The 20,961-nt window shown below is 62.7% G+C and carries 22 protein-coding genes; 8 read left to right on the forward strand and 14 right to left on the reverse strand.

Annotated features, from left to right (window positions below; translation table 11 throughout):
- Nucleotides 1-12: 12 nt before the first annotated feature.
- The 4 genes from pabB to BLU76_RS26805 all read right to left on the reverse strand — a co-directional run bounded on the left by pabB (nt 13) and on the right by BLU76_RS26805 (nt 4,702).
- Complete coding sequence (gene pabB / locus BLU76_RS26785) at nt 13-1,356, reverse strand: aminodeoxychorismate synthase component I (protein ID WP_092225148.1); 1,344 nt, start codon at nt 1,354-1,356, stop codon at nt 13-15.
- A gap of 285 nt (nt 1,357-1,641) precedes the next feature.
- Complete coding sequence (locus BLU76_RS26795) at nt 1,642-2,628, reverse strand: alpha-L-glutamate ligase-like protein (protein ID WP_013693958.1); 987 nt, start codon at nt 2,626-2,628, stop codon at nt 1,642-1,644.
- Nucleotides 2,628-4,160 carry an osmotic stress tolerance membrane protein RloB gene (locus tag BLU76_RS26800; RefSeq protein WP_003204068.1) on the reverse strand — a complete coding sequence of 511 codons (1,533 nt, stop codon included), beginning with the start codon at nt 4,158-4,160 and terminating at the stop codon, nt 2,628-2,630. Before BLU76_RS26800 ends, BLU76_RS26795 begins: the two co-directional genes overlap by 1 nt.
- Nucleotides 4,161-4,165: 5 nt before the next feature.
- Nucleotides 4,166-4,702 carry a retropepsin-like aspartic peptidase RloA gene (locus tag BLU76_RS26805; RefSeq protein WP_072348736.1) on the reverse strand — a complete coding sequence of 179 codons (537 nt, stop codon included), beginning with the start codon at nt 4,700-4,702 and terminating at the stop codon, nt 4,166-4,168.
- A 280-nt stretch (nt 4,703-4,982) separates the two neighbouring features.
- On the opposite strand from BLU76_RS26805, the gene BLU76_RS26810 reads away from it, so the two are divergent.
- From BLU76_RS26810 to prpF, 5 genes are all read left to right on the forward strand, one after another.
- Nucleotides 4,983-5,693, forward strand: coding sequence for a GntR family transcriptional regulator (locus BLU76_RS26810; protein ID WP_063325003.1), 711 nt, complete (start codon nt 4,983-4,985; stop codon nt 5,691-5,693).
- Nucleotides 5,690-6,574, forward strand: coding sequence for a methylisocitrate lyase (gene prpB, locus BLU76_RS26815; RefSeq protein WP_092225150.1), 885 nt, complete (start codon nt 5,690-5,692; stop codon nt 6,572-6,574). Before BLU76_RS26810 ends, prpB begins: the two co-directional genes overlap by 4 nt.
- Before the next feature lie 41 nt (nt 6,575-6,615).
- A complete protein-coding gene (gene prpC / locus BLU76_RS26820) occupies nt 6,616-7,743 on the forward strand; it encodes a bifunctional 2-methylcitrate synthase/citrate synthase (protein ID WP_092225152.1) in 1,128 nt (375 codons plus the stop codon).
- Between the two features lie 177 nt (nt 7,744-7,920).
- Complete coding sequence (gene acnD / locus BLU76_RS26825; protein WP_092225154.1) at nt 7,921-10,512, forward strand: Fe/S-dependent 2-methylisocitrate dehydratase AcnD; 2,592 nt, start codon at nt 7,921-7,923, stop codon at nt 10,510-10,512.
- Nucleotides 10,513-10,554: 42 nt separating this feature from the next.
- Complete coding sequence (gene prpF / locus BLU76_RS26830; protein WP_092225156.1) at nt 10,555-11,748, forward strand: 2-methylaconitate cis-trans isomerase PrpF; 1,194 nt, start codon at nt 10,555-10,557, stop codon at nt 11,746-11,748.
- Between the two features lie 112 nt (nt 11,749-11,860).
- Here the strand turns inward: prpF and BLU76_RS26835 are convergent, their stop codons facing one another.
- The 10 genes from BLU76_RS26835 to soxR all read right to left on the reverse strand — a co-directional run bounded on the left by BLU76_RS26835 (nt 11,861) and on the right by soxR (nt 19,274).
- Nucleotides 11,861-12,754, reverse strand: coding sequence for a metal ABC transporter solute-binding protein, Zn/Mn family (locus BLU76_RS26835; RefSeq protein WP_092225158.1), 894 nt, complete (start codon nt 12,752-12,754; stop codon nt 11,861-11,863).
- On the reverse strand, nt 12,755-13,654 hold the full coding sequence (locus BLU76_RS26840; protein WP_003204050.1) for a metal ABC transporter permease: 900 nt from the start codon (nt 13,652-13,654) through the stop codon (nt 12,755-12,757).
- Entirely contained in the window at nt 13,654-14,406 is a 753-nt protein-coding gene (locus BLU76_RS26845) for a metal ABC transporter ATP-binding protein (protein WP_092225160.1), read from the reverse strand. The genes BLU76_RS26840 and BLU76_RS26845 overlap by 1 nt, the downstream gene beginning before the upstream one ends.
- On the reverse strand, nt 14,403-15,332 hold the full coding sequence (locus tag BLU76_RS26850; RefSeq protein WP_072348746.1) for a metal ABC transporter substrate-binding protein: 930 nt from the start codon (nt 15,330-15,332) through the stop codon (nt 14,403-14,405). Before BLU76_RS26850 ends, BLU76_RS26845 begins: the two co-directional genes overlap by 4 nt.
- 35 nt (nt 15,333-15,367) lie before the next feature.
- Complete coding sequence (locus BLU76_RS26855) at nt 15,368-15,943, reverse strand: DUF6162 family protein (protein WP_092225162.1); 576 nt, start codon at nt 15,941-15,943, stop codon at nt 15,368-15,370.
- Entirely contained in the window at nt 15,940-16,266 is a 327-nt protein-coding gene (locus BLU76_RS26860) for a hypothetical protein (RefSeq protein ID WP_063325011.1), read from the reverse strand. The genes BLU76_RS26855 and BLU76_RS26860 overlap by 4 nt, the downstream gene beginning before the upstream one ends.
- Entirely contained in the window at nt 16,263-16,805 is a 543-nt protein-coding gene (locus BLU76_RS26865; RefSeq protein WP_092225164.1) for a thiamine pyrophosphate-binding protein, read from the reverse strand. The genes BLU76_RS26860 and BLU76_RS26865 overlap by 4 nt, the downstream gene beginning before the upstream one ends.
- A complete protein-coding gene (locus tag BLU76_RS26870; RefSeq protein ID WP_092225166.1) occupies nt 16,802-18,016 on the reverse strand; it encodes a PepSY-associated TM helix domain-containing protein in 1,215 nt (404 codons plus the stop codon). The genes BLU76_RS26865 and BLU76_RS26870 overlap by 4 nt, the downstream gene beginning before the upstream one ends.
- Nucleotides 18,017-18,249: 233 nt before the next feature.
- A complete protein-coding gene (locus BLU76_RS26875) occupies nt 18,250-18,711 on the reverse strand; it encodes a VOC family protein (RefSeq protein WP_063325014.1) in 462 nt (153 codons plus the stop codon).
- Nucleotides 18,712-18,821: 110 nt separating this feature from the next.
- Nucleotides 18,822-19,274 carry a redox-sensitive transcriptional activator SoxR gene (soxR, locus tag BLU76_RS26880; protein WP_063325015.1) on the reverse strand — a complete coding sequence of 151 codons (453 nt, stop codon included), beginning with the start codon at nt 19,272-19,274 and terminating at the stop codon, nt 18,822-18,824.
- A 96-nt stretch (nt 19,275-19,370) separates the two neighbouring features.
- Between soxR and BLU76_RS26885 the strand changes: the two genes are divergently transcribed.
- The 3 genes from BLU76_RS26885 to BLU76_RS26895 all read left to right on the forward strand — a co-directional run bounded on the left by BLU76_RS26885 (nt 19,371) and on the right by BLU76_RS26895 (nt 20,836).
- Nucleotides 19,371-19,736: an antibiotic biosynthesis monooxygenase gene (locus BLU76_RS26885; protein ID WP_092147437.1), complete on the forward strand. Its 366-nt coding sequence runs from the start codon at nt 19,371-19,373 to the stop codon at nt 19,734-19,736.
- Between the two features lie 116 nt (nt 19,737-19,852).
- Nucleotides 19,853-20,119, forward strand: a complete 267-nt coding sequence (locus tag BLU76_RS26890; RefSeq protein ID WP_092147440.1) for a hypothetical protein — start codon at nt 19,853-19,855, stop codon at nt 20,117-20,119.
- Between the two features lie 102 nt (nt 20,120-20,221).
- Complete coding sequence (locus BLU76_RS26895; protein WP_092225168.1) at nt 20,222-20,836, forward strand: LysE family translocator; 615 nt, start codon at nt 20,222-20,224, stop codon at nt 20,834-20,836.
- Nucleotides 20,837-20,961: the final 125 nt, after the last annotated feature.

Genomic DNA, 20,961 nt, shown 5'->3' on the forward strand with positions numbered 1-20,961 from the left:
CCGGTGACAGGACTACAGATCCTGCAAAGTTTTGAGCAACACCCGAACCTTGGTAATCGACTCCTGATACTCGGCCTCCCAGTCCGAGTCCGCGACAATCCCGCCGCCGCCCCAGCAGCACACCTGTCCATCCTTGACCAGCAAACTGCGGATGGCGATGGAGCTGTCCATTTCCCCGCGCACGTCCAGGTACAGCAACGAGCCGCAATACAGGCCGCGTCGGGTCGGTTCGAGTTCGTCGATGATTTGCATGGCACGGATTTTTGGCGCGCCGGTGATCGAGCCGCCGGGGAAGCTGCCGGCGATCAAGTCCAAGGCGTCCTTATCCACAGCCAGTTCGCCGGTCACGCTGCTGACCAGGTGATGCACATTCGGGTAGCTTTCCAGGCTGAACAGCTCCGGCACCCGCACCGAGCCGATGCGGCAGGTGCGGCCGAGGTCGTTGCGCAGCAGGTCGACAATCATCAGGTTTTCCGCCCGGTCCTTGGGGCTGGCCAGCAGCTCGGCGGCGTGGGCCGCGTCTTCGCTGGGGGTTGTGCCGCGGGGCCGGGTGCCCTTGATCGGCCGGGTTTCCACCTGGCCTTCGCTGACCTTGACGAAGCGTTCGGGGGACAGGCTCAGCACGGCGCCGCCATCGGGCAGGCTCTGGAAGCCGGAAAATGGTGTTGGGCACGCCGCCCGCAGCGCTTGGTAAGCAGCCCAGGCATCGCCCTGGCAAGGCGCGCGAAAGCGCTGGGCAAAATTGACCTGGTAGCAGTCACCTGCCTGGATATACGCCTGGATGCGTTCGAACGCCTGTCGATAGGCTTCGGCGCTGAGGTCGGGGGTCATCGGTCCTTCGAGGCTGAAGACGCCAACCGATGCCGCAGTCGGCTGGCTGAACAGCGCGATCAGGCGCTGGCGTTCGTCTTCGCCACAATGAGGGTGGAAGACCAATTGGCTGGTGCCGGCCTGGTGATCGCTGACCAGCGCCCAGTCGTACACGCCAAAACGCGCGTCGGGCAGTTGCAGGTCGTCCTTGGCGTGGGAGGGCAAGGTTTCGAGGTGTCGGCCAAAGTCATAGCTCAAGTAGCCGATCACGCCGCCGGCAAAGGGCAATTGCACTGTGGTCGGTAGTTCCGCGTCACCTAGCTGCGTCAGCTGAATGCGCAGGCGTTGCAGGAAATCGCTACCGCTCTCGTCGGGCAACACGGCCAGTTGTTCCAGCGGCCAGGCACTGAGCAAGTCGTAACGCCCGCGTTCCGCACTCGGCCGGCCACTGTCGAGCAGCACGCTACCGGGGGCATGACGGATCGCCGCGAAGTACTCGGCGGGGTTGGCGTGGTAGGGCAGCGGGTATACGGAGCAGGTTGGCATGGGCGGGGCGGATCAGCCGTTCAGGCGGGGGAGCGATTGTAATCCCCTGTAGGATTTGCTCCTAGGGGGATGTCGGAGATGAGCACGTCAATGGCTGTCGAAAATATTCGGGTGTGAACACCTTGTGGCGAGGGAGCTTGCTCCCGCTGGGTTGCGCAGCAACCCCCAGGCAGTTGAACGCGGTCAGCCTGATGCACCGTGGTGCCGGGTTTGGGGGCGCTTCGCACCCCAGCGGGAGCAAGCTCCCTCGCCACAGGGGCAAACTTCAAACCTCAGTTTCAGCCCTCAGCCTTCAACCGGCGGAATATGCCCAAACAACGCCTGGGCAAACGCTACGCGCTCTTCCACGGTTTCGGTAACGCCGCGGGCCTTGAGTTCTTCCAGGTGGGCTTCCACTGCGTGGGTGCGCAAGGTCAGGCCGCAGTCGTTGGCGATCTGGATGTTCAGGCCTGGCCGGGCGTTCAGTTCCAGGATCAACGGGCCTTTTTCCTGGTCCAGCACCATGTCGACGCCGATGTAGCCCAGCCCGCAGAGTTCATAGCAACCGGCGGCCAGTTTCATGAAACCGTCCCAGTAGGGCAGTTGCACGCCGTCCACCGCGTTGGTGGTGTCGGGGTGTTTGGTGATGATGTTGTTCAGCCAGGTGCCGCGCAGGGTCAGGCCCGTGGCGAGGTCGACGCCCACACCGATGGCGCCCTGGTGCAGGTTGGCCTTGCCGCCGGACTGCCGGGTTGGCAGCCGGAGCATGGCCATCACCGGATAGCCCATCAGCACGATGATGCGGATGTCCGGCACGCCTTCGTAGCTGATGCTCTTGAAGATCTGGTCCGGCGTCACGCGGTACTCGATCAACGCCCGGTCACGGTGCCCGCCCAAGGAATACAGGCCGGTGAGGATGCTGGAGACATGGTGCTCGATTTCCTCATGGCTGATGATCTTGCCGGACACCGTGCGGTAACGGCCTTCGAAGCGGTCGGCGATGACGATGATGCCGTCGCCGCCAGCGCCCTGGGCCGGCTTGATCACGAAGTCGGTGCGCCCGCCGATGATCTCGTCGAGCTTGTCGATTTCCTTTTCGGTGGAGATCACCCCGTACAGCTCCGGCACATGAATGCCAGCGGCAATGGCCCGTTCCTTGGTGATGATCTTGTCATCGACGATGGGGTACAGGCTGCGCTTGTTGTACTTGAGCACGTAATCGGCGTTACGCCGGTTGATGCCCATGATGCCCCGGGCTTCCAGGGCCTTCCAGGTCTTCCAGAAGCCGAACATCAGGAGTCTGCCTTGAGGAAGGCCTTGAACCGCACCAGCTCGGTCAGGCGGTAGCCGCGATAACGACCCATGGCCAGCATGAAGCCCACCAGGATCAGCAGGATCGCTGGGAAGGTGAACACGAAGTACACCAGTTCCGGCACGCTCATGATCAGGTGCGCCAGGGACGCGGCGAACAAGGTGCCGATGGCGACTTTCATCGCGTGGCCGGCGCCGCGCTCTTCCCAGGTGATGGACAGGCGCTCGATGGTCATGGTCAGGATCACCATCGGGAACAGCGCCACCGACAGGCCGCGCTCCAGGCCCAGCTTGTGGCTGAACAGGCTGATGGCGGCGATCAGCACCACCACGAACGTCAGCACCACCGAGAGCCTTGGCAGCATCTGCAGCTTGAGGTGCTCCAGGTACGAACGCAGCGACAGGCCCAGCGTGGTGATCACCGTGAACAGGATGATGCCGAAGCCCAACTGGGTTTCACGGAAGGCCAGGGCGATCAGCACCGGGGTGAAGGTCCCTAGGGTCTGCAGGCCGATCAGGTTGCGCAGGATCAGGATCACCAGAACGCCGATCGGGATCATCACCATGATCATGAAGGTTTGCTGGGTCTGCAGCGGCAGGCCGTAGAGCGAGTATTCGAGGAAGTTGGCGTCGGTGTTCTCGTCCGTCAGCTTGGCCAGGCGAATGGCGTTCATTTCGCTGTTGTTCATGCTGAAGGTGACGGTGGCTTTCTTGCCGCCATCGACGGTGATCAGGTTTTCATCGCCGGTCCACCACAGCAGGCGGTCGGTGGGCAAGCCCTGTTCGCCGGTGTCCGGGTTGAAATACAGCCAGTCGGTGCCGTTGAAGCTGCGCAGCCACAGTTCAGGTGTCTGCGGCTGCTCGGCCACCAAGCGGATGGTGTGGACCTTTTCCACCGGCACGTGGGCGATGGACAGCACCAGTTCGACGATGCGCGCCTTGTTGGCCGAGGACGGGTCGCCGGCCAGCAACAGCTTGACGTTGTCGTCGTTGAGGTTGTTGACCCGCTTGATCGCTTCGCTGATGAACGTCTCGACGTCGGCCGAATGCTGGCGGATCGGCGCGAGCAGGGCTTCGGCGGCCAGTTTCTCCGGGCCTTCGACGGCGATGCTGTCGCGGAAGGTCGGGCCCTTGACCTTGGTTTTTTCGGCACTGTAGCGCTTGGTCAGCACCAGGCGGTAGTACAGGGTCTGGTTGCCCTTGGCCCGACGGGCCGACCACGTCACCTTGCGGTTACCGTCGACCCGGTTCACCGCCACCCCGTAATTGTTGGAGATGAAGCTTTCGTTGAGGCTGACGTAGTCGCGGCTCAGGGGCGGCACGAACATCTGGATCTTCACCGGATCCTTGGCGTTGGGCACGAACTCGACCTTGGCGTCGATGTTCCACAAGTCGTCGGTGGCGTCTTCGGTGACCGGGATGCCGAGCACGAAAATCTGATAGGCCGTCACCGACAGGCCCAGCACCACCAGGATGGCGATCAGCATTTTCAGATGGAGGGTAAGGGAGCGCATTGGAATTACTCTGCGGTTTGAGCGGCATTGGCGCAGGCGGGTTTGCCGGCAGCGTATTTAAGACTGGGGTCGACCAGCGCATCGAAGCGCTTGAGCGCCTCGGAACCGATCAGCAACGGGTATTGGAAGGCGCTGCGGTCGGTCAGGTTCACTTCGATGCTGCGCAGGGCCGAGCCCATGCAGATGTCCAGTTCGATGACCGGCCGGGCCGTGTATTTCTTGCCTTCGTCCGGGTCGTAGTCACCGGCGCGGCGCTTGATCTTGCTGACCCGGGCCAGCGGACGTTCGATGGGGTGCGAGTGGGCCGCGTCGATGGCCAGGTAAAACCGCACCCAGGATTCGCCATTGCGTTTGAAGCGCTTGATGTCCCGGGCGCTGAGAGAGGCGGTCTTGGCGCCGGTGTCGAGCTTGGCGGCGACTTCCAGGTCGATGCCCTGCAGGGCGGCGTATTCGTTGAGGCCGTACACGGTTTTTTCACCCGCCACGGCAAGCCCCGGCAGGCACATGAAATAAAGAGCAGCGGTGAAGGGCTTGAGTGTCATAGATCCTGGTGCGCAGCGTTCCGTTTATCGGTTCAGGCCCTGGCATTACTGCACAAGCTCCCGGGGCAGCCTTCCCTATAAAAGGAGAGCGGCAAATCGCGCGGCATTCTAGCACGGTGGTTTTCTGACGCCACCGCTGGCCGGACGCTACGACGCATTCAAACGAGCGGTTATGGCGGGTGAGCTTATTAGACGATTGTCGACAATATTGATTTTTGCTTTGACGTTAACGCTGCTATTGGTTAGTTTTTGCCATATTGATTTGCAAGGTGTCGACAATATGCTCGATCAGCTCGAAACCCCGGTGGTGGCCCAAGACGATTCGGAGACGCTTTCCGAGAACGTCTTCCGACGTATCCAGGCCGCCATCGTCAAAGGCGAGATCGCCCCCGGCAGCAAGATCTCCGAGCCCGAGCTGGCGCGCACCTACGGCATCAGCCGCGGGCCGCTGCGCGAGGCGATTCATCGCCTGGAAGGCCAGCGCCTGCTGGTGCGGGTGCCTCACGTCGGTGCCCGGGTGGTGTCGCTGAGCCATGCCGAGCTGCTGGAACTCTACGAAATCCGTGAATCCCTCGAAGGTATGGCCTGCCGCCTGGCGGCCGAACGCATGACCCTGGAAGAAATCGACGAACTGCGCCGGGTGCTGGAAACCCACGAGCGCGATGCGGCGTTCCAGGCCGGTGTCGGTTATTACCAGCAGGAAGGCGATTTCGACTTCCATTACCGGATCATCCAGGGCAGCGGCAACCGCACCCTGACGCAAATGCTTTGCGGCGAGCTGTACCAACTGGTGCGCATGTACCGCATCCAGTTTTCCACCACGCCCAACCGTCCGCGCCAGGCCTTTGCCGAGCACCATCGGATTCTGGACGCCATCGCCGATCGCGACGGCGAACTGGCTGAATTACTGATGCGCCGGCACATCGGCGCTTCCAAACGCAACATCGCGCGTCATTTCCAGGACAGCGCCACTGAACGAGGTGAGTCATGAGCAACAGCACTCCAGGCCAGCGTTTTCGCGATGCGGTCGCCAATGAGCATCCGCTGCAAGTGGTGGGCACCATCAACGCCAACCACGCGCTGCTGGCCAAGCGCGCCGGTTTCAAGGCGGTCTACCTCTCCGGCGGCGGCGTGGCGGCCGGCTCCCTCGGCGTGCCGGACTTAGGGATCACTGGCCTGGATGACGTGCTGACCGACGTACGGCGTATCACCGACGTGTGCGACCTGCCGCTGCTGGTGGACGTGGACACCGGCTTCGGTTCCTCGGCATTCAACGTGGCGCGCACGGTCAAGTCGATGATCAAGTTCGGCGCCGCGGCGATTCATATCGAAGACCAGGTCGGCGCCAAGCGTTGCGGCCATCGCCCGAACAAAGAGATCGTCTCCCAGCAAGAGATGGTCGACCGCATCAAGGCCGCCGTCGATGCCCGCACCGACGACAGTTTCGTGATCATGGCCCGTACCGATGCCTTGGCGGTGGAAGGCTTGGAGTCGGCCCTGGACCGCGCCGCCGCGTGCATCGAGGCCGGTGCCGACATGATTTTCCCCGAAGCCATCACCGAGCTTGAGATGTACAAGCTGTTCGCCAGCCGCGTGAAGGCGCCGATCCTGGCCAACATCACCGAATTCGGCGCGACCCCGCTGTACACCACCGAGCAGTTGGCCGGTGCCGACGTGTCCCTGGTGCTCTACCCCTTGTCGGCCTTCCGGGCCATGAACAAGGCGGCCGAGAACGTCTACACCGCGATCCGCCGCGACGGCACGCAACAGAATGTCATCGACACCATGCAAACGCGCATGGAGCTTTACGATCGCATCGACTACCACACCTTCGAGCAGAAGCTCGATGCGTTGTTCGCGGCGAAGAAGTAAGGCGCGACTCCCCTACAAATTCAAGAAAATGGAGACAGCAAATGGCCGAAGCAAAAGTACTCAGTGGCGCCGGGCTCCGTGGCCAGGTGGCCGGGCAAACCGCATTGTCCACCGTGGGCCAATCGGGTGCCGGCCTGACCTATCGCGGCTACGACGTTCGCGACCTGGCGGCAGATGCGCAATTTGAAGAAGTGGCCTACCTGCTGCTGTACGGCGAGCTGCCGACCCAGGCACAGCTGGACGCCTACACCGGTAAACTGCGCCAGTTGCGGGATTTGCCCCAAGCCCTGAAAGAGGTGTTGGAGCGCATTCCCGCCGACGCCCACCCGATGGACGTCATGCGCACCGGCTGCTCGTTCCTGGGCAACCTGGAACCCGAGCAGGATTTTTCCGAGCAGCATGACAAGACCGATCGCCTGCTGGCCGCGTTCCCGGCGATCATGTGCTACTGGTATCGCTTCAGCCACGAAGGCCAGCGCATCGAATGCGTGACCGACGAAGTGTCCATCGGCGGCCATTTCCTGCACCTGCTGCATGGCAAGAAGCCGAGCGAGTTGCACGTCAAGGTGATGAACGTGTCGCTGATCCTCTACGCCGAGCACGAATTCAACGCCTCGACCTTCACCGCCCGGGTTTGCGCCTCCACGCTGTCGGACCTGTTTTCCTGCATCACCGCGGCCATCGGCTCGTTGCGCGGCCCGTTGCATGGCGGTGCCAACGAAGCGGCGATGGAAATGATCGAGCGCTTCAGCTCACCGCAGGAGGCCATCGAAGGCACCCTCGGCATGCTCGCGCGCAAGGACAAGATCATGGGCTTCGGCCATGCGATCTATAAGGACAACGACCCGCGCAACGAGGTCATCAAGGGCTGGTCGAAAAAACTCGCCGATGAAGTGGGCGACACGGTGCTGTTCCCGGTCTCCGAAGCCATCGACAAGACCATGTGGGAGCAGAAGAAGCTGTTCCCCAACGCCGATTTCTACCATGCCTCGGCGTACCACTTCATGGGCATCCCGACCAAGCTGTTCACGCCGATCTTCGTCTGCTCGCGCCTGACCGGCTGGGCCGCCCACGTGTTCGAACAACGCGCCAACAACCGCATCATCCGACCGAGCGCCGAATACACCGGCGTCGAACAGCGCAAGTTCGTGCCAATCGAACAACGCTGAGCTGGAGGGTCCGCGCTATTACCATGATCGTTCCCACGCTCTGCGTGGGAATGTCGCCCGGGACGCTCCGCGTCCCTGTGACGCAGAGCGTCACTGGATGCGTTTCCACGCAGAGCGTGGGAGCGATCATGGTCGTGGCAAGCGCCTTTCTGAAACCACCGTGACCGAGTCCTGACGATGAACACAGAATTTCGCAAACCGCTGCCCGGCACTTCGCTGGATTATTTCGACGTTCGCGAGGCGGTGGATGCCATCCGCCCCGGCGCCTACGACGGCCTGCCGTATACCTCCCGCGTGCTGGCGGAGAACCTGGTGCGTCGCTGCGACCCGGCCACGCTGCGCGAGTCGCTGCTGCAACTGATCGAGCGCAAGCGCGACCTGGACTTCCCGTGGTTCCCGGCGCGCGTGGTGTGCCATGACATCCTCGGCCAGACCGCTCTGGTGGACCTGGCCGGCCTGCGCGACGCCATCGCCTTGCAGGGCGGTGACCCGGCGCAAGTCAACCCGGTGGTACCGACCCAACTGATCGTCGACCACTCCCTGGCGGTGGAAAGCGGTGGTTCCGACCCGCAAGCCTTCGCCAAGAACCGCGCCATCGAAGACCGGCGCAACGAAGACCGCTTCCACTTCATCAACTGGACCAAGAAGGCCTTCAAGAACGTCGACGTGATTCCGCCGGGCAACGGGATCATGCACCAGATCAACCTGGAAAAAATGTCCCCGGTGATCCAGCAACGTGATGGCGTGGCATTCCCCGATACCTGCGTCGGCACCGACAGCCACACCCCCCACGTCGATGCCCTGGGCGTGATCGCCATCGGCGTCGGTGGCCTGGAAGCCGAAAGCGTCATGCTGGGGCGCGCCTCGTGGATGCGCCTGCCGGAAATCATCGGCGTCGAGCTGACTGGCAAGCTGCAACCGGGTATCACCGCCACCGACATGGTGCTGGCGCTGACCGAATTCCTGCGCAAGCAAAAAGTCGTCGGTGCCTGGCTGGAGTTTTTCGGCGAAGGCGCCAGTGCCCTGACCTTGGGCGACCGCGCGACCATTTCCAACATGGCCCCGGAATACGGTGCGACGGCGGCGATGTTCTACATCGACCAACAAACCATCGATTACCTGAAGCTCACTGGCCGTGAAGACGACCAGGTGCGACTGGTCGAGACCTACGCCAAGCAGGCAGGCCTGTGGGCCGACAAGCTCAAGGGCGCGCAATACGAGCGTGGCCTGACCTTCGACCTGTCGTCGGTGGTGCGCAACATGGCCGGCCCGAGCAACCCCCACGCCCGCGTCGCGGTGTCGGACCTGGCCGCCAAAGGCATTTCCGGGCAGTGGGACGATGTGCCGGGGCAAATGCCCGACGGCGCGGTGATCATCGCCGCCATCACCAGTTGCACCAACACCAGCAACCCGCGCAACGTGATCGCCGCCGGCCTGCTGGCACGCAACGCCAACCGCCTGGGCCTGGCCCGCAAACCGTGGGTCAAGTCGTCCCTGGCGCCGGGCTCGAAAACCGTGGCGCTGTACCTGGATGAGGCCGGCCTGACGTCCGAACTCGAGAAGCTGGGCTTCGGCGTGGTGGCGTTCGCCTGCACCACCTGCAACGGCATGTCCGGCGCGCTGGACCCGGTGATCCAACAGGAAATCATCGACCGCGACCTGTACGCCACCGCCGTGTTGTCGGGCAACCGCAACTTCGACGGACGTATCCATCCGTACGCCAAGCAGGCATTCCTCGCCTCGCCACCGCTTGTGGTCGCTTATGCCATCGCCGGGACCATCCGCTTCGACATCGAGAAGGATGTATTGGGCGTGGTGGACGGACGGGAAATCCGCCTCAAGGACATCTGGCCGAGCGACGAAGAAGTCGACGCGGTGGTCAAGGCCTCGGTGAAACCGGAGCAGTTCCGCCAGGTGTACATCCCGATGTTCGCCATCCAGGAAGACACCGGGCCGAAAGTGACGCCGCTGTACGATTGGCGCCCACAAAGCACCTACATCCGTCGTCCGCCATATTGGGAAGGCGCACTGGCCGGTGCGCGGCCGCTCAAGGGCATGCGCCCGCTGGCGGTGTTGCCGGACAACATCACCACCGATCACCTGTCGCCCTCCAACGCCATCATGCTGGACAGCGCCGCTGGTGAGTACCTGGCGAAAATGGGCCTGCCCGAGGAGGACTTCAACTCCTACGCGACCCACCGCGGTGACCACCTGACCGCGCAACGCGCCACCTTCGCCAACCCGAAACTGTTCAACGAAATGGTCCAGGAAAACGGCAAGGTCAAGCAGGGCTCCCTGGCCCGGGTCGAGCCGGAAGGCAAGGTGATGCGCATGTGGGAAGCCATCGAGACCTACATGGAGCGCAAGCAGCCGCTGATCATCATTGCCGGCGCCGACTACGGCCAGGGCTCGTCCCGGGACTGGGCGGCCAAGGGCGTGCGCCTGGCCGGTGTCGAGGCGATCGCCGCCGAGGGTTTCGAGCGCATCCACCGCACCAACCTGGTGGGCATGGGCGTGTTGCCGCTGGAGTTCAAGCCCGGTACCGATCGCAAGACCCTGGGCATCGACGGCAGCGAGGTCTATGACGTGATCGGCGAGCGCACCCCGCGTGCGACGCTGACGTTGGTCATCACGCGCAAGAACGGCGAGCGCGTCGAAGTGCCGGTGACCTGCCGCCTCGATACCGCTGAAGAAGTGTCGATCTATGAAGCCGGGGGCGTGCTGCAACGCTTTGCCCAGGACTTCCTTGAATCGGCGGTTGCCGTCTAAATCACAGCTGCGGACACCCGGATTGTCCGCTTGAGGAGCATCATGGCTCACGCACCGCAACTCAGAATTCCCGCTACCTATATGCGTGGCGGCACCAGCAAAGGCGTGTTCTTCAGTCTGCAAGACCTGCCCGAAGCGGCCCGTGTCCCAGGCACCGCCCGGGATGCGCTGTTGCTGCGGGTAATCGGCAGCCCCGACCCGTACGAGAAACAGATCGATGGCATGGGCGGCGCGACGTCCAGTACCAGCAAGACTGTGATCCTGTCCAAGAGCACCCGAGCCGACCACGACGTCGATTACCTGTTCGGCCAGGTGTCCATCGACAAGCCGTTCGTGGACTGGAGCGGCAATTGCGGCAACCTGTCGGCGGCGGTCGGTTCATTCGCTATCAGCAGTGGTTTGGTGGACGCTGGTCGCATCCCACAGAACGGCGTGGCCGTGGTGCGGATCTGGCAGGCCAACATCGGCAAGACCATCATCGCCCATGTGCCGATCACGGACGGCGCGGTGCAGGAAACCGGGGACTTCGAACTCGACGGCGTGACCTTTCCGGCGGCCGAAGTGCAACTGGAATTCATGGACCCGGCGGCCGAGGAAGAGGGCGGTGGTGGCTCGATGTTTCCCACCGGCAATCTGGTGGATGACTTGGAAGTGCCCGGTGTTGGCACCTTCAAGGCGACGCTGATCAACGCGGGGATCCCGACGATTTTCATCAATGCCCGGGACGTCGGCTACATCGGCACCGAGTTGCAGGGCGCCATCAACGGCGATCCCAAGGCATTGGCCATGTTCGAAACCATTCGCTCTCATGGCGCTCTGCGCATGGGCTTGATCAAGCACCTGGACGAAGCCGCCCAGCGCCAGCACACACCGAAAGTGGCGTTCGTCGCGCCGCCGGCGGACTACGTTTCATCCAGCGGAAAAGCCGTCGCGGCCGGGGATGTCGATCTGCTGGTGCGGGCACTGTCCATGGGCAAGCTGCACCACGCCATGATGGGCACCGCAGCGGTGGCCATCGGCACGGCCGCGGCGATTTCCGGCACCTTGGTCAACCTCGCGGCCGGCGGCGTCGAGCGCAACGCGGTGCGTTTTGGCCACCCGTCCGGCACTCTTCGCGTCGGCGCCGAGGCCAGCCAGGTCAACGGCGAATGGACCGTAAAAAAAGCCATCATGAGCCGCAGCGCGCGGGTGTTGATGGAAGGGTTTGTGCGGGTGCCGGGGGATGTCTTGAACTGAGTCGAAAAAGCTGTGGGAGCGAGCTTGCTCGCGATGGCGGTGTGTCAGCCAACATCGATGTTGGATGTGCTGGCCTCATCGCGAGCAGGCTCGCTCCCACAGGGGATGGCCGTCAGCCTTCCGTCAGCGCGGTAACGACCAGCCCCACATTGCTTTCCAGCTCCGTCACCGGATCGGTCCCATCGGTGCTGAGCACCAACAACTGGCTGCCACCCTCGGTGATGGCGGCTTTCAGCGCCTCCGAAGGCTGGCGATGGTGCAGCACCAGCGCCACGTCGTTGTCTTTCAAGGTCGCGGTCAATTGCTTGAGGGCTTCGGCTGTCCAGTCGGCGTCGGGCCGGGTATCGGTGCTGATGGCGTCCAGGTTGAGCCCGCTGATCAGGTAGCCGAAATGCTCGCTCAGGCTGACCACGCTCAGGTTGTCGGCGCTGGCGAGGCGTTTTTCGCTATCGGCGCTGAGTTTGAGCAGGCGCTGCTTCAGGGCCGCCAGGTTGGCGTCGATCTTCGGTTTGTCCGCCGGGGCCAGGCGCACCAGATCGGCGGCGATCACGTCGGCCATGCGCCCCAGGTTATGACTGGCCATCCACGGTTGGCTCGCCAGGCCGTCGGCCATGCCCGGTTGCACGGCGATACCGGGCAGGGCACCGTCCACCGGGCGCGCGGCATCGACTTCGACGATGCGAATATTGCTGCGTCGGGCCATGGGGTACAGCGGATCGTCCGGCCACAGCGAGCGCAGGCCGATGACCCCGTCAGCAGCGCTGGCCAGTTTGCTCAAGGCCGGCGCGCCACGGCCGCTGAAGTAGGCGCTCTGCCGGGTGCCGGGCAGATTGGCGGGCGCGGCCCGCTCCAGGCTGACCTCGGTGCCCTTGAGCAAGGCTTCCCCCAATCCATAGGTGACTGGCAGCGATGCCAGCAGACGAACCTTTTCGCCGGCGAATGACGAGGTGATGGCCACGCCGCATAACGCGACGGCCAGGCTCAGTTGTCGCAATGAAAAAACCATTTATCCAAGATTCCCTTTGAGGCTGGGGACGACACCGCGGGCGATGGCGCTCAGGGCGAAGGCGATGCCAGCCACCAGGATGATCGCGGCACCGGATGGGATCGGCAGGTCGAACACAATCGGCGCGAGGATCCCGCACAAGGTGCTGGCGGTGGCGATCAGCACTGAACACCAGAAAAAGCCTTTCAATGATTGGCTGAGCAGGCGAGCCGCCGCAGCCGGAATCACCAGCAACGCGCCCACCAGAATGGCGCCGATGACTTTCACTGCCGCCACGGTGATCAGCGTCACCAGGATCACGAACAGGTAGTCCAGTGTCTTGACCGCCACCCCGCGCACTGCCGCCAGTTGCGGGTTGAAGCTGGCGAGCATGATGCGGTTGTACAGCGGCAAGGCCAGGGCCATCACCAGCGAGCCGACCACCGCCAGCACCAGCAGGTCATTGCCATTGACCGTCAGCACCGAGCCGAACAGTACGTTTTCCAGGATGTGCACATTGATCTTGCCCGCCAGGATCAACAGCAGGCTGGCGCCCAAGGCCAGGGACACTGACAGGAATACGCCGATCAGCGTGTCCGGCGCCAAGCCGGTGCGGTTGCGCAGGTAATTGAGCAGGATGCCGAACAACAGGCAGTAGCCGAACAGGCTGCCGTAAGGGCCGGTGTAGGGTTCGCCGAGCAGGATGCCGATGGCCACGCCGGTCAGCGCCGCATGGCCCACCGCCTCGGAAAAAAACGCGAAGCGCTTGACCACCACCAGCGTGCCGAGACCGCCCAGCACCGGGCCGATCAACAACCCGGCCAACAACGCATTGACCACGAACCCGTAGGCCAGCGCCTCGGGCAGGTAACCGGACGAGGCCCAGCCCTGAACCATCAGACGAAAGGCTTCATAACTCATCAGGCAGCGCTCCCGTTCGTGCGCGGATGGGTGGAAAACAGCGTCAGCAGGCGTTCTGGAGTCAGGGTCTGGCGGGGCGGACCATCGAACAGCACCCGGCGGTTCAGGCCGGTGACACGGTCGGCCAGGCGCCCGACGGCTTCCAGGTCATGTTCGATCCACAGCACGGTGATTCCGGCTTGGCGCCAGTCCTGCAGCAATTGCTCGAATACCTGGATACCGGCCTCATCCAGGGCCGACATCGGTTCATCCAGCACCAGCAGTTGCGGCGGGGGAATCAGCCCCTGGGCCAGCAACACTCGCTGGCGCTCACCACCGGACAGCGCGCCCATGCGCCGCTTGCGCTTGTCCTGCATGCCGACCCGCTCCAGGGCCTGGCCGATGGCGCCAGCGTAATGCTTGCTCAAGCCGAGAAAAGCCGGTCGCCGCTGACACATCGCCGCCATGAAGTCGTCCACCGTCATGGGCAGGCCCCGGTCGAACTCCAGCGCCTGGGGCACGTAGCCGATCACCCCGGGCTCGCCTGGCCATTGCAGGCTCAAGCGTCCCTGGTGTGGCATCTGCCCGAGCAAGGTCTTGATCAGCGAACTCTTGCCGCCGCCATTGGGGCCCACCAAGGCATGGATGCTGCCGGGCTCCACCTGAAACGCCACGCGGTCGAGAATGGTGGTGCGGCCCAGGTTCAGGCTGACATCGGCGAACTCGATCAAGGGGCCGACGTGTCGCAGAGTGAGGGTTTCCTGGACGGTCATGCGCCAGACTCCTGGATGGCCCGGACCACGGTGTCGAGGTTGCCGGCCATTTCCTTTTCGTACTTCTCGGGGCTGTAGTCGCCGTAGGAAATATGTGAGAGCGGGTACAGCTTCACGCCCGATTCACGCTGGATGGTGTCGACGTAGGTGGACGGGAAATCCATCTCCGAGAAGATTACCTTCACGTCCAGCTCGCGCAGTTGGTCGATGGTTTTCTTCAATTGGCTGGGGCTTGGTTCGATGCCATGGGCCGGCTCGACCACGGCGGTCACTTCCAGGCCGAATTCGCGCAACAGGTAGTCGTAGGCTGCATGCACCGTGGCGACCCGCAACTCGGCGTTGGGGGCCTGGGTCAGCTTCGCCAGGGCGGCGGCGCGCATCTGCCGCAGGCGCTTGCCGTAGGCGCGGGCGTTCTGGGTGTAGGCCTTGGCATTGTCCGGGTCGAGCTTGCCCAGCTCTCGGGCGATGTTATTGACCTGAGCGATGGAGGCGCTGATGGACAGGAAAGTATGTGGATTCACGACCTTCCCCGCGCCACGAGCCGCCGTGCCGGTGGCAGCCAGCAGGGGCACGTTTTCATTGGCCTCGATTACTTTCACGTTCGGGGTTTCGCTGGCGGCGATCATGCGGTCGGCGAAGTCATCGTGACCCACGCCGTTGAGCACGATCACGTCGAGGCCGCTGATGCGCTTGATGTCCTCGGCCCGTGGTTCATAGGCATGGGGGTTGAAACCGGCCGGGATCAGCGGCACGACCTCGGCCTTGTCGCCGACGATGTTGCTCACATAGCTGTAATAAGGGTGCAGGGTGATGCCGATGCGCAGACGCTTGGCTGTTTCGGCGCTCACCGGCGAGGTGAACAGGCAGGCCAGCAGGCCGATCAGCAGCAGGCGCAGCAAGGGGCGGCGTTGGGATGCAATAGGCATGGGCAAACGGTCTTCTCTCGAATGAAGGCGTGGGGTCAGTGCCGGTGCTGGCGGGTTACGCCGGCATCGAATTGCGCGACGATCTGTTGCCAGCCGGTGGCGGACAGCGTCGCATCGTCCAGCGCGGTGGGCGTCGCTAGGCCGGTTCCGCGGTTGAGCCAGATGTCCGGGGCGGCGTCGGACACTTCGCCGATACGCATCAGAAACGAGCCGGCCACCGACGGATTGGCACTGGCGCCGAAGTAAGCCCGGTTCTGCAGTTGTTGCCAGGCGTGGCCGCCCCGGCTGACGGAACTGGCGTCCTGGGCGAATGGCGCGAAGCCTTCTTCGGCCAGGGTTGGCGGACTGGGCAGGGTGGGTTGGTCTTCGCGCAGCAAGCGAATTTCATCCAGGGTCACCCGCAGGTCGGCGTAGATGCCTTGCTCGGCGGCGCGGAGGTCGCGGCGGGCGTCGAGCTGGTTCGAGGCCAGGTGAGGCGTGTCCTCGGCTTTGCCATGCCAGGCCACCACAGACCCGGCGACCACCACGATGACCAGGCAGAGCAGCAACACATACAGGGTTTCATGGCCCGCACCCGCGGGGCGGATGACTTGAGTCGTGGCGTTGCTCATGGGGCCTCGATGTCGGCTTGGTCGATTTCCACCACGTGGCCGGGGCCGGCGTCGAAGAGCACGTAGAATTCGGCGTTCGGTTTCTTGAAGGTCAGCTTCGAGTCGGCGCCGAGCTTGCCCGGGACGAGGATGGTTTCGTCATAACCGATCACGTCCAGGGTCACTCCGGGTGCACCGCTGCCGTCGGAAAAACCTCCGGTGCATTGGATCTGCTCGGCGTCGATGGCCTTGCATTCGCACATCGGGTTGTGGGCCAGGGCACTGGTGCTTGCACCTGCGCAGAACAGCAGCGCCAGGCCCTTGGATAAAGCGCGGAGTGTCATGGTTTGGCTCCTTGGTTCTTCAGCCAGGCAACGGTGGCCGGGGAGGCCTGGCTCAGGGGAATGGAGGCCTGATGCATCGAACCGTCCCAACCTTCGAGGGTTATCCACAGTTCGGCATCGGGCTGGGTCTTTGGTGGAACCGGCAACAAGGCGCCCATGCGATAGGGCGAGCCAAAGAAAATCACCCCGGCGGCCCGCAGGCTGCGGGGCTTGCCGATACGCAGGTAGGTGGCCTTGACCTGACCGATGCAGCTTTGGCACAGGGCGGCGTTGAAGTGTTTCATCGGCCCGGCAGGCCCTTGGACGCGGGGGGCTTCGTTGCGAAATTCGGCCAGGCGCAGGCTCCAGGGACCGACCTGGACTTCACCGACTTCCCGCTCGCCGAGCCCGGCATCGCCGCGAAACAACGACGCCTCCGAGAAATACTTGGGCATGAAGCCCAGGGGAATCAGCAGCAACAGCACGTTGAGGTGAAAGCGCCATTTGTGCCAGAACAGGCTCAGGCGTGACGGTGGCGAGGCTGTATTGGACGGGTTCACAGGTTGCCCTCCGGCGATTCACGCTGCATGGACGGCTGCAATGCCCGGGCAGCCCGGGCTTCACGTGCAGGTTTTTGGCTGCGCTTGAACGCATTGGCAGTGGCCAGGGCGGTGCGTTTGGTCCAGATCAGCAACCCGCTGAGGACCATCATGCTCAGGATCAAGCCGAAGAAGAACCAGATGAGTTTGATCCAGAGGCCGCCAAAATCCCCGGTGTGCAGTGGGCGCATGGACTCGGTGACGAACTCCAGCGTCGTGCGGTCCGACAGCAACCGCGAGGCCGCCACGTCACCGTTGTAGGGATTGATGGTGGCGGTCTGGTACATCAGCGGGTACCAACCACGGCCGCCGACTTCCAGATGGCTGTAGGCGTTGCCGGGCAGGCTGACAAAGCTCGCTTCCAAGCCCGGGATGCGCTGCCGGGCGATCTCGATGGCCCGGTCCAGATTCAGTTGCGGCGGCGCAACGCCATCGACGGACAGCGGCACGCTTTCCCGGGCGACGACCGGGATGACCGGGGCGCTGGAGATGGAAATCTGGTTGTCGGACAGCAAGGCTTCGATCAGGAACCAGGTGCCGGTGACGGAGATGACCGCGATGAACCAGATCGACCAGATACCGCTGAGCCGGTGGAAGTCGCCCCAGAAAATGCGGGCACCGTGGCGGATACGCAAGGTTGGACGGAAAAAGCCTTTCCAGAAGCGCTTGTAGACCACCAGCCCGGTCACCAGGGACGCCAGCAACGGTAGCCCCAGGAGCGACACCAGGTACCAGCCCCAGCTGTAGCCGTTGGTGAACGGCACCAACCACCATCCGTGCAGCGCGCGGGTGAAGCCCCTGAAATTGAACGCCGGTGCCGAGCCCTGGATGACGCCGCTGTACGGATTGACGTAGACCGTGTCGGGGCGCCCGTCGGGATAGGTTACCTTGGCCTCCAGTGCAAAATGTGACTCGTCCGGACGCGCGATGCTTTGCACCTGGGTCTGCGGCTGGGCGTGCTTGATCGCAGCGATCACCTGGTCATAGCTGAGCAGCGGGGCATCGTCCGAGGGCTTGCTGGCGCGCATGTCGGGGTTGACCAACCAGACGATCTCCTGGCTGACCACCGCGAGGGTGCCGGTCACGCAAACGATGAGCACGAAAAACCAGATGGGCAGGGCCAGCCAGCTATGAACCAGGAACCAGAGTTTGGAGCGGGACTTCTTCGACATGATTGAACGTCTTGATTCGATGAAAGGCTCGGTATTACGGGCTTCGCAATACCCCTGAACCCTGAAAGGCCGGCCGTGGCTTTTGCCGACGCGGCCTGCTGCATCTAATTAAGACGAACGAGCGAGTGAAATCCTGAAGGAGAAGATGAAAGAAAATGTTTCGCGTTCAAATGTTCACGACGTGTGGCGAAGGAGCAGGCTTCCTCGCCACAGTCGGTTGGCCTTAGAACACGTCAGCCTTGTTGTTGGAACATCTCCCTGGCCCGTTGCTCGATCTGTTCCTGGCTCAGATCTTCCTTGTGCGTCGCCAGGAACCACAGATGCCCATAGGGATCTTTCAAGGTGCCGGTACGATCGCCGTAAAACTGGTCCTTGACCTCTGAAATCACTGTGCCACCAGCCGCAATGGCCTGAGCAAATGCGCTGTCCACGTCCTCGACATATAAATGCAGGCCGACCGATGGCGATTTGTCCGGGTTGCTCAGTGGGCCTTGGTCGCAAGGCGTGCCGAGCATGATCGCAAACCCGTTGATCCGCAGTTCGGCATGCCCGATGCCTCCGTCGGGCATGGCCAAGCGCATGACCTCGGTGGCATTGAAGGCTTTTTTGTAGAAGTCGATGGCTTCGGCAGCTTTTTGAATGCCCAGGTAGGGCGTGATGTTATGGAAACCTTCGGGAATGGCTTTGACACCCATGACGGTTCTCCTTGTTGTTATGGGGGGGGGGCGAAGAGAGTCTTCGTCGGTTTTGCGCCCATCCACTATAGGTCAGCCGCCGTGGACGGGCTCATGTCCCGACGAACGCTTCACGGCTGCTCCAGCAGGTGAGCCCCTGGCCCGTGTTTGCCCAGCACGTCGCCCTGATTGCGCAGCGGGCAAGCCTCCATCGACAGGCATCCGCAGCCGATGCAGCCGTTGAGTCGATCACGCAGCGCCACCAATTGGTTGATGCGCTCGTCCAGGTCCCGGCTCCACTGCGCCGACAAGGTCTGCCAGTCGGCGGCCGTTGGCGCACGGTTGTCCGGCAGGCTTTTCAACGCCTCGCCGATTTCCGCCAAAGGAATGCCCAGGCGCTGGGCAACCTTGATCAGCGCCACGCGGCGCAATACTGCCCGTGAGTAGCGACGTTGGTTGCCCTGGTTGCGCGTGCTTTTGATCAGCCCCTTGGATTCATAGAAGTGCAGGGCCGTGACCGCCACGCCGCTGCGGGCGGCCACCTGGCCGACGGTGAGTTCCTTGTGGATATCGATCTGCGTCATCGCTTCGATTCGCTGCTTGACCTAAAGTTAACTTTAGGTTTTACCCTGCACGCGTTCGGGTCGCAAGATCCGCCTTACGTGCAGAGGGGACCTTTCATGCAATCACCAAGGAACAACCGCAGTTTCACCCAGTTGATGGAATTCGATATCGAACCGCAATGGCAGCAGGCGCTGGTAACCGCCTTGTCGGAACAAACCGAGCGCCTGGCTCGGGACCACTCGGGGTTCCTGAGTGCCAGTATCCAGGCCAGCGAGGATGGTCGGCGGGTGCTCAACTATTTGCAGTGGCAAACCCGCGAGGCAGGCGAGGCGGCGCTTCAAAGCTTCGAAACGGGCGAGCGGGATTTCTGGTGGCTGATCCAGGCTCATCGAGCCAAAGCCGTGACGTTTGGCTCGTTCCAAGTGCTGCACAACATCGAGCGCAGTCTGGACAACGCGTTGCATTGCCAGTTGGTCGACTGAGTGCAGCGGCTGATCCGCAAAGGCAATAGCCACTATCGAGAGGGTTGATTTCTGCCGCGCAGGGCTGGCGGGTAGCCTTTGTTCATCGCCCAACTCCAGAACACCGGACACTTGCCATGAACCGTACCCTTGCTGTTTTGCTGCTGTTGACCGCCACCCTCCTGGGCGGTTGCGCCAGTTCTTCCCCGGAGCTGCGCCCCTACACCGCCGACGAGACCCGCGAACTGGCGCTTGAGGCCCTGAATCGCCGCGGCCTCTCGTTCGATGAATACCACGCGAAAAAAGCCGAGTTACTCGGTTCGTCGCAGAAAAACGTGGGTTTCGACGATCAGGGCCAGATGAGTGCCGAGCGGGTCGTGCAACAGCCAGGCCGGTCAAGTTGAGGGACTGTACCGCTTAAAGTTTTGCCCAACTGTCCGTGGGTTTGCGCCAAGGCGTGGGGTAGGGTCGTGACTTGACTGATCGCCCTGATGGACTGCCTTGAAATGACCCTTTCGCCTGACCTGCTGCTGGGCTTCGCCCTGTTTGCCCTGGTGACCTCGATCACGCCTGGCCCTAACAACACCATGTTGTTGGCCTCGGGTGTCAATTTCGGTTTCAACCGCACCATTCCTCACATGCTGGGTATTACCTGCGGCTTCTTTTCCCTGGTGCTGGCGGTGGGCCTTGGCCTGGGCGCGGTGTTCCAGACTTATCCACTGCTTTATACCGCGCTGCGCTACATCGGCGCGGCGTATCTGTTGTACCTGGCGTGGAAAATCGCCCACTCCGGTCCGGTTTCGGAAAGCCAGCCGGGAGACAATACGCCGATCAGCTACTGGGGCGCGGCGGCGTTCCAATGGGTCAATCCCAAGGCCTGGATCATGGCCATCGGTGCCATCAGTACGTACACGCCACTTCAGGGTTATTTCTTTAACGTGTTGGTGATCGCGGCGGTGTTTGCCCTGATCAACCTGCCAAGCGTGAGTCTGTGGGTGGTGTGCGGCAGCCTGTTGCGCAACCTGTTGCGTGATCGTCGCTGGTTGCGCCTGTTCAACTGGGGCATGGCGCTGCTGTTGGTCGCTTCGCTGTATCCATTGTTGCTCGAAAGCATCAGTTGAGGGCTGAGCTTCGCCGCGATGCCTGCTAAGCTCGCTGTTCAGGAGCGTTCCTACGCACTTTTAAACGAAGTCCGACTTCTTTAAGGTCTTTGATCAGGTATTGCTAGTCTCGAACCCAACGAGGG

The organism is Pseudomonas sp. NFACC08-1, from assembly GCF_900106735.1.
Lineage (GTDB): Bacteria > Pseudomonadota > Gammaproteobacteria > Pseudomonadales > Pseudomonadaceae > Aquipseudomonas > Aquipseudomonas fluorescens_Q.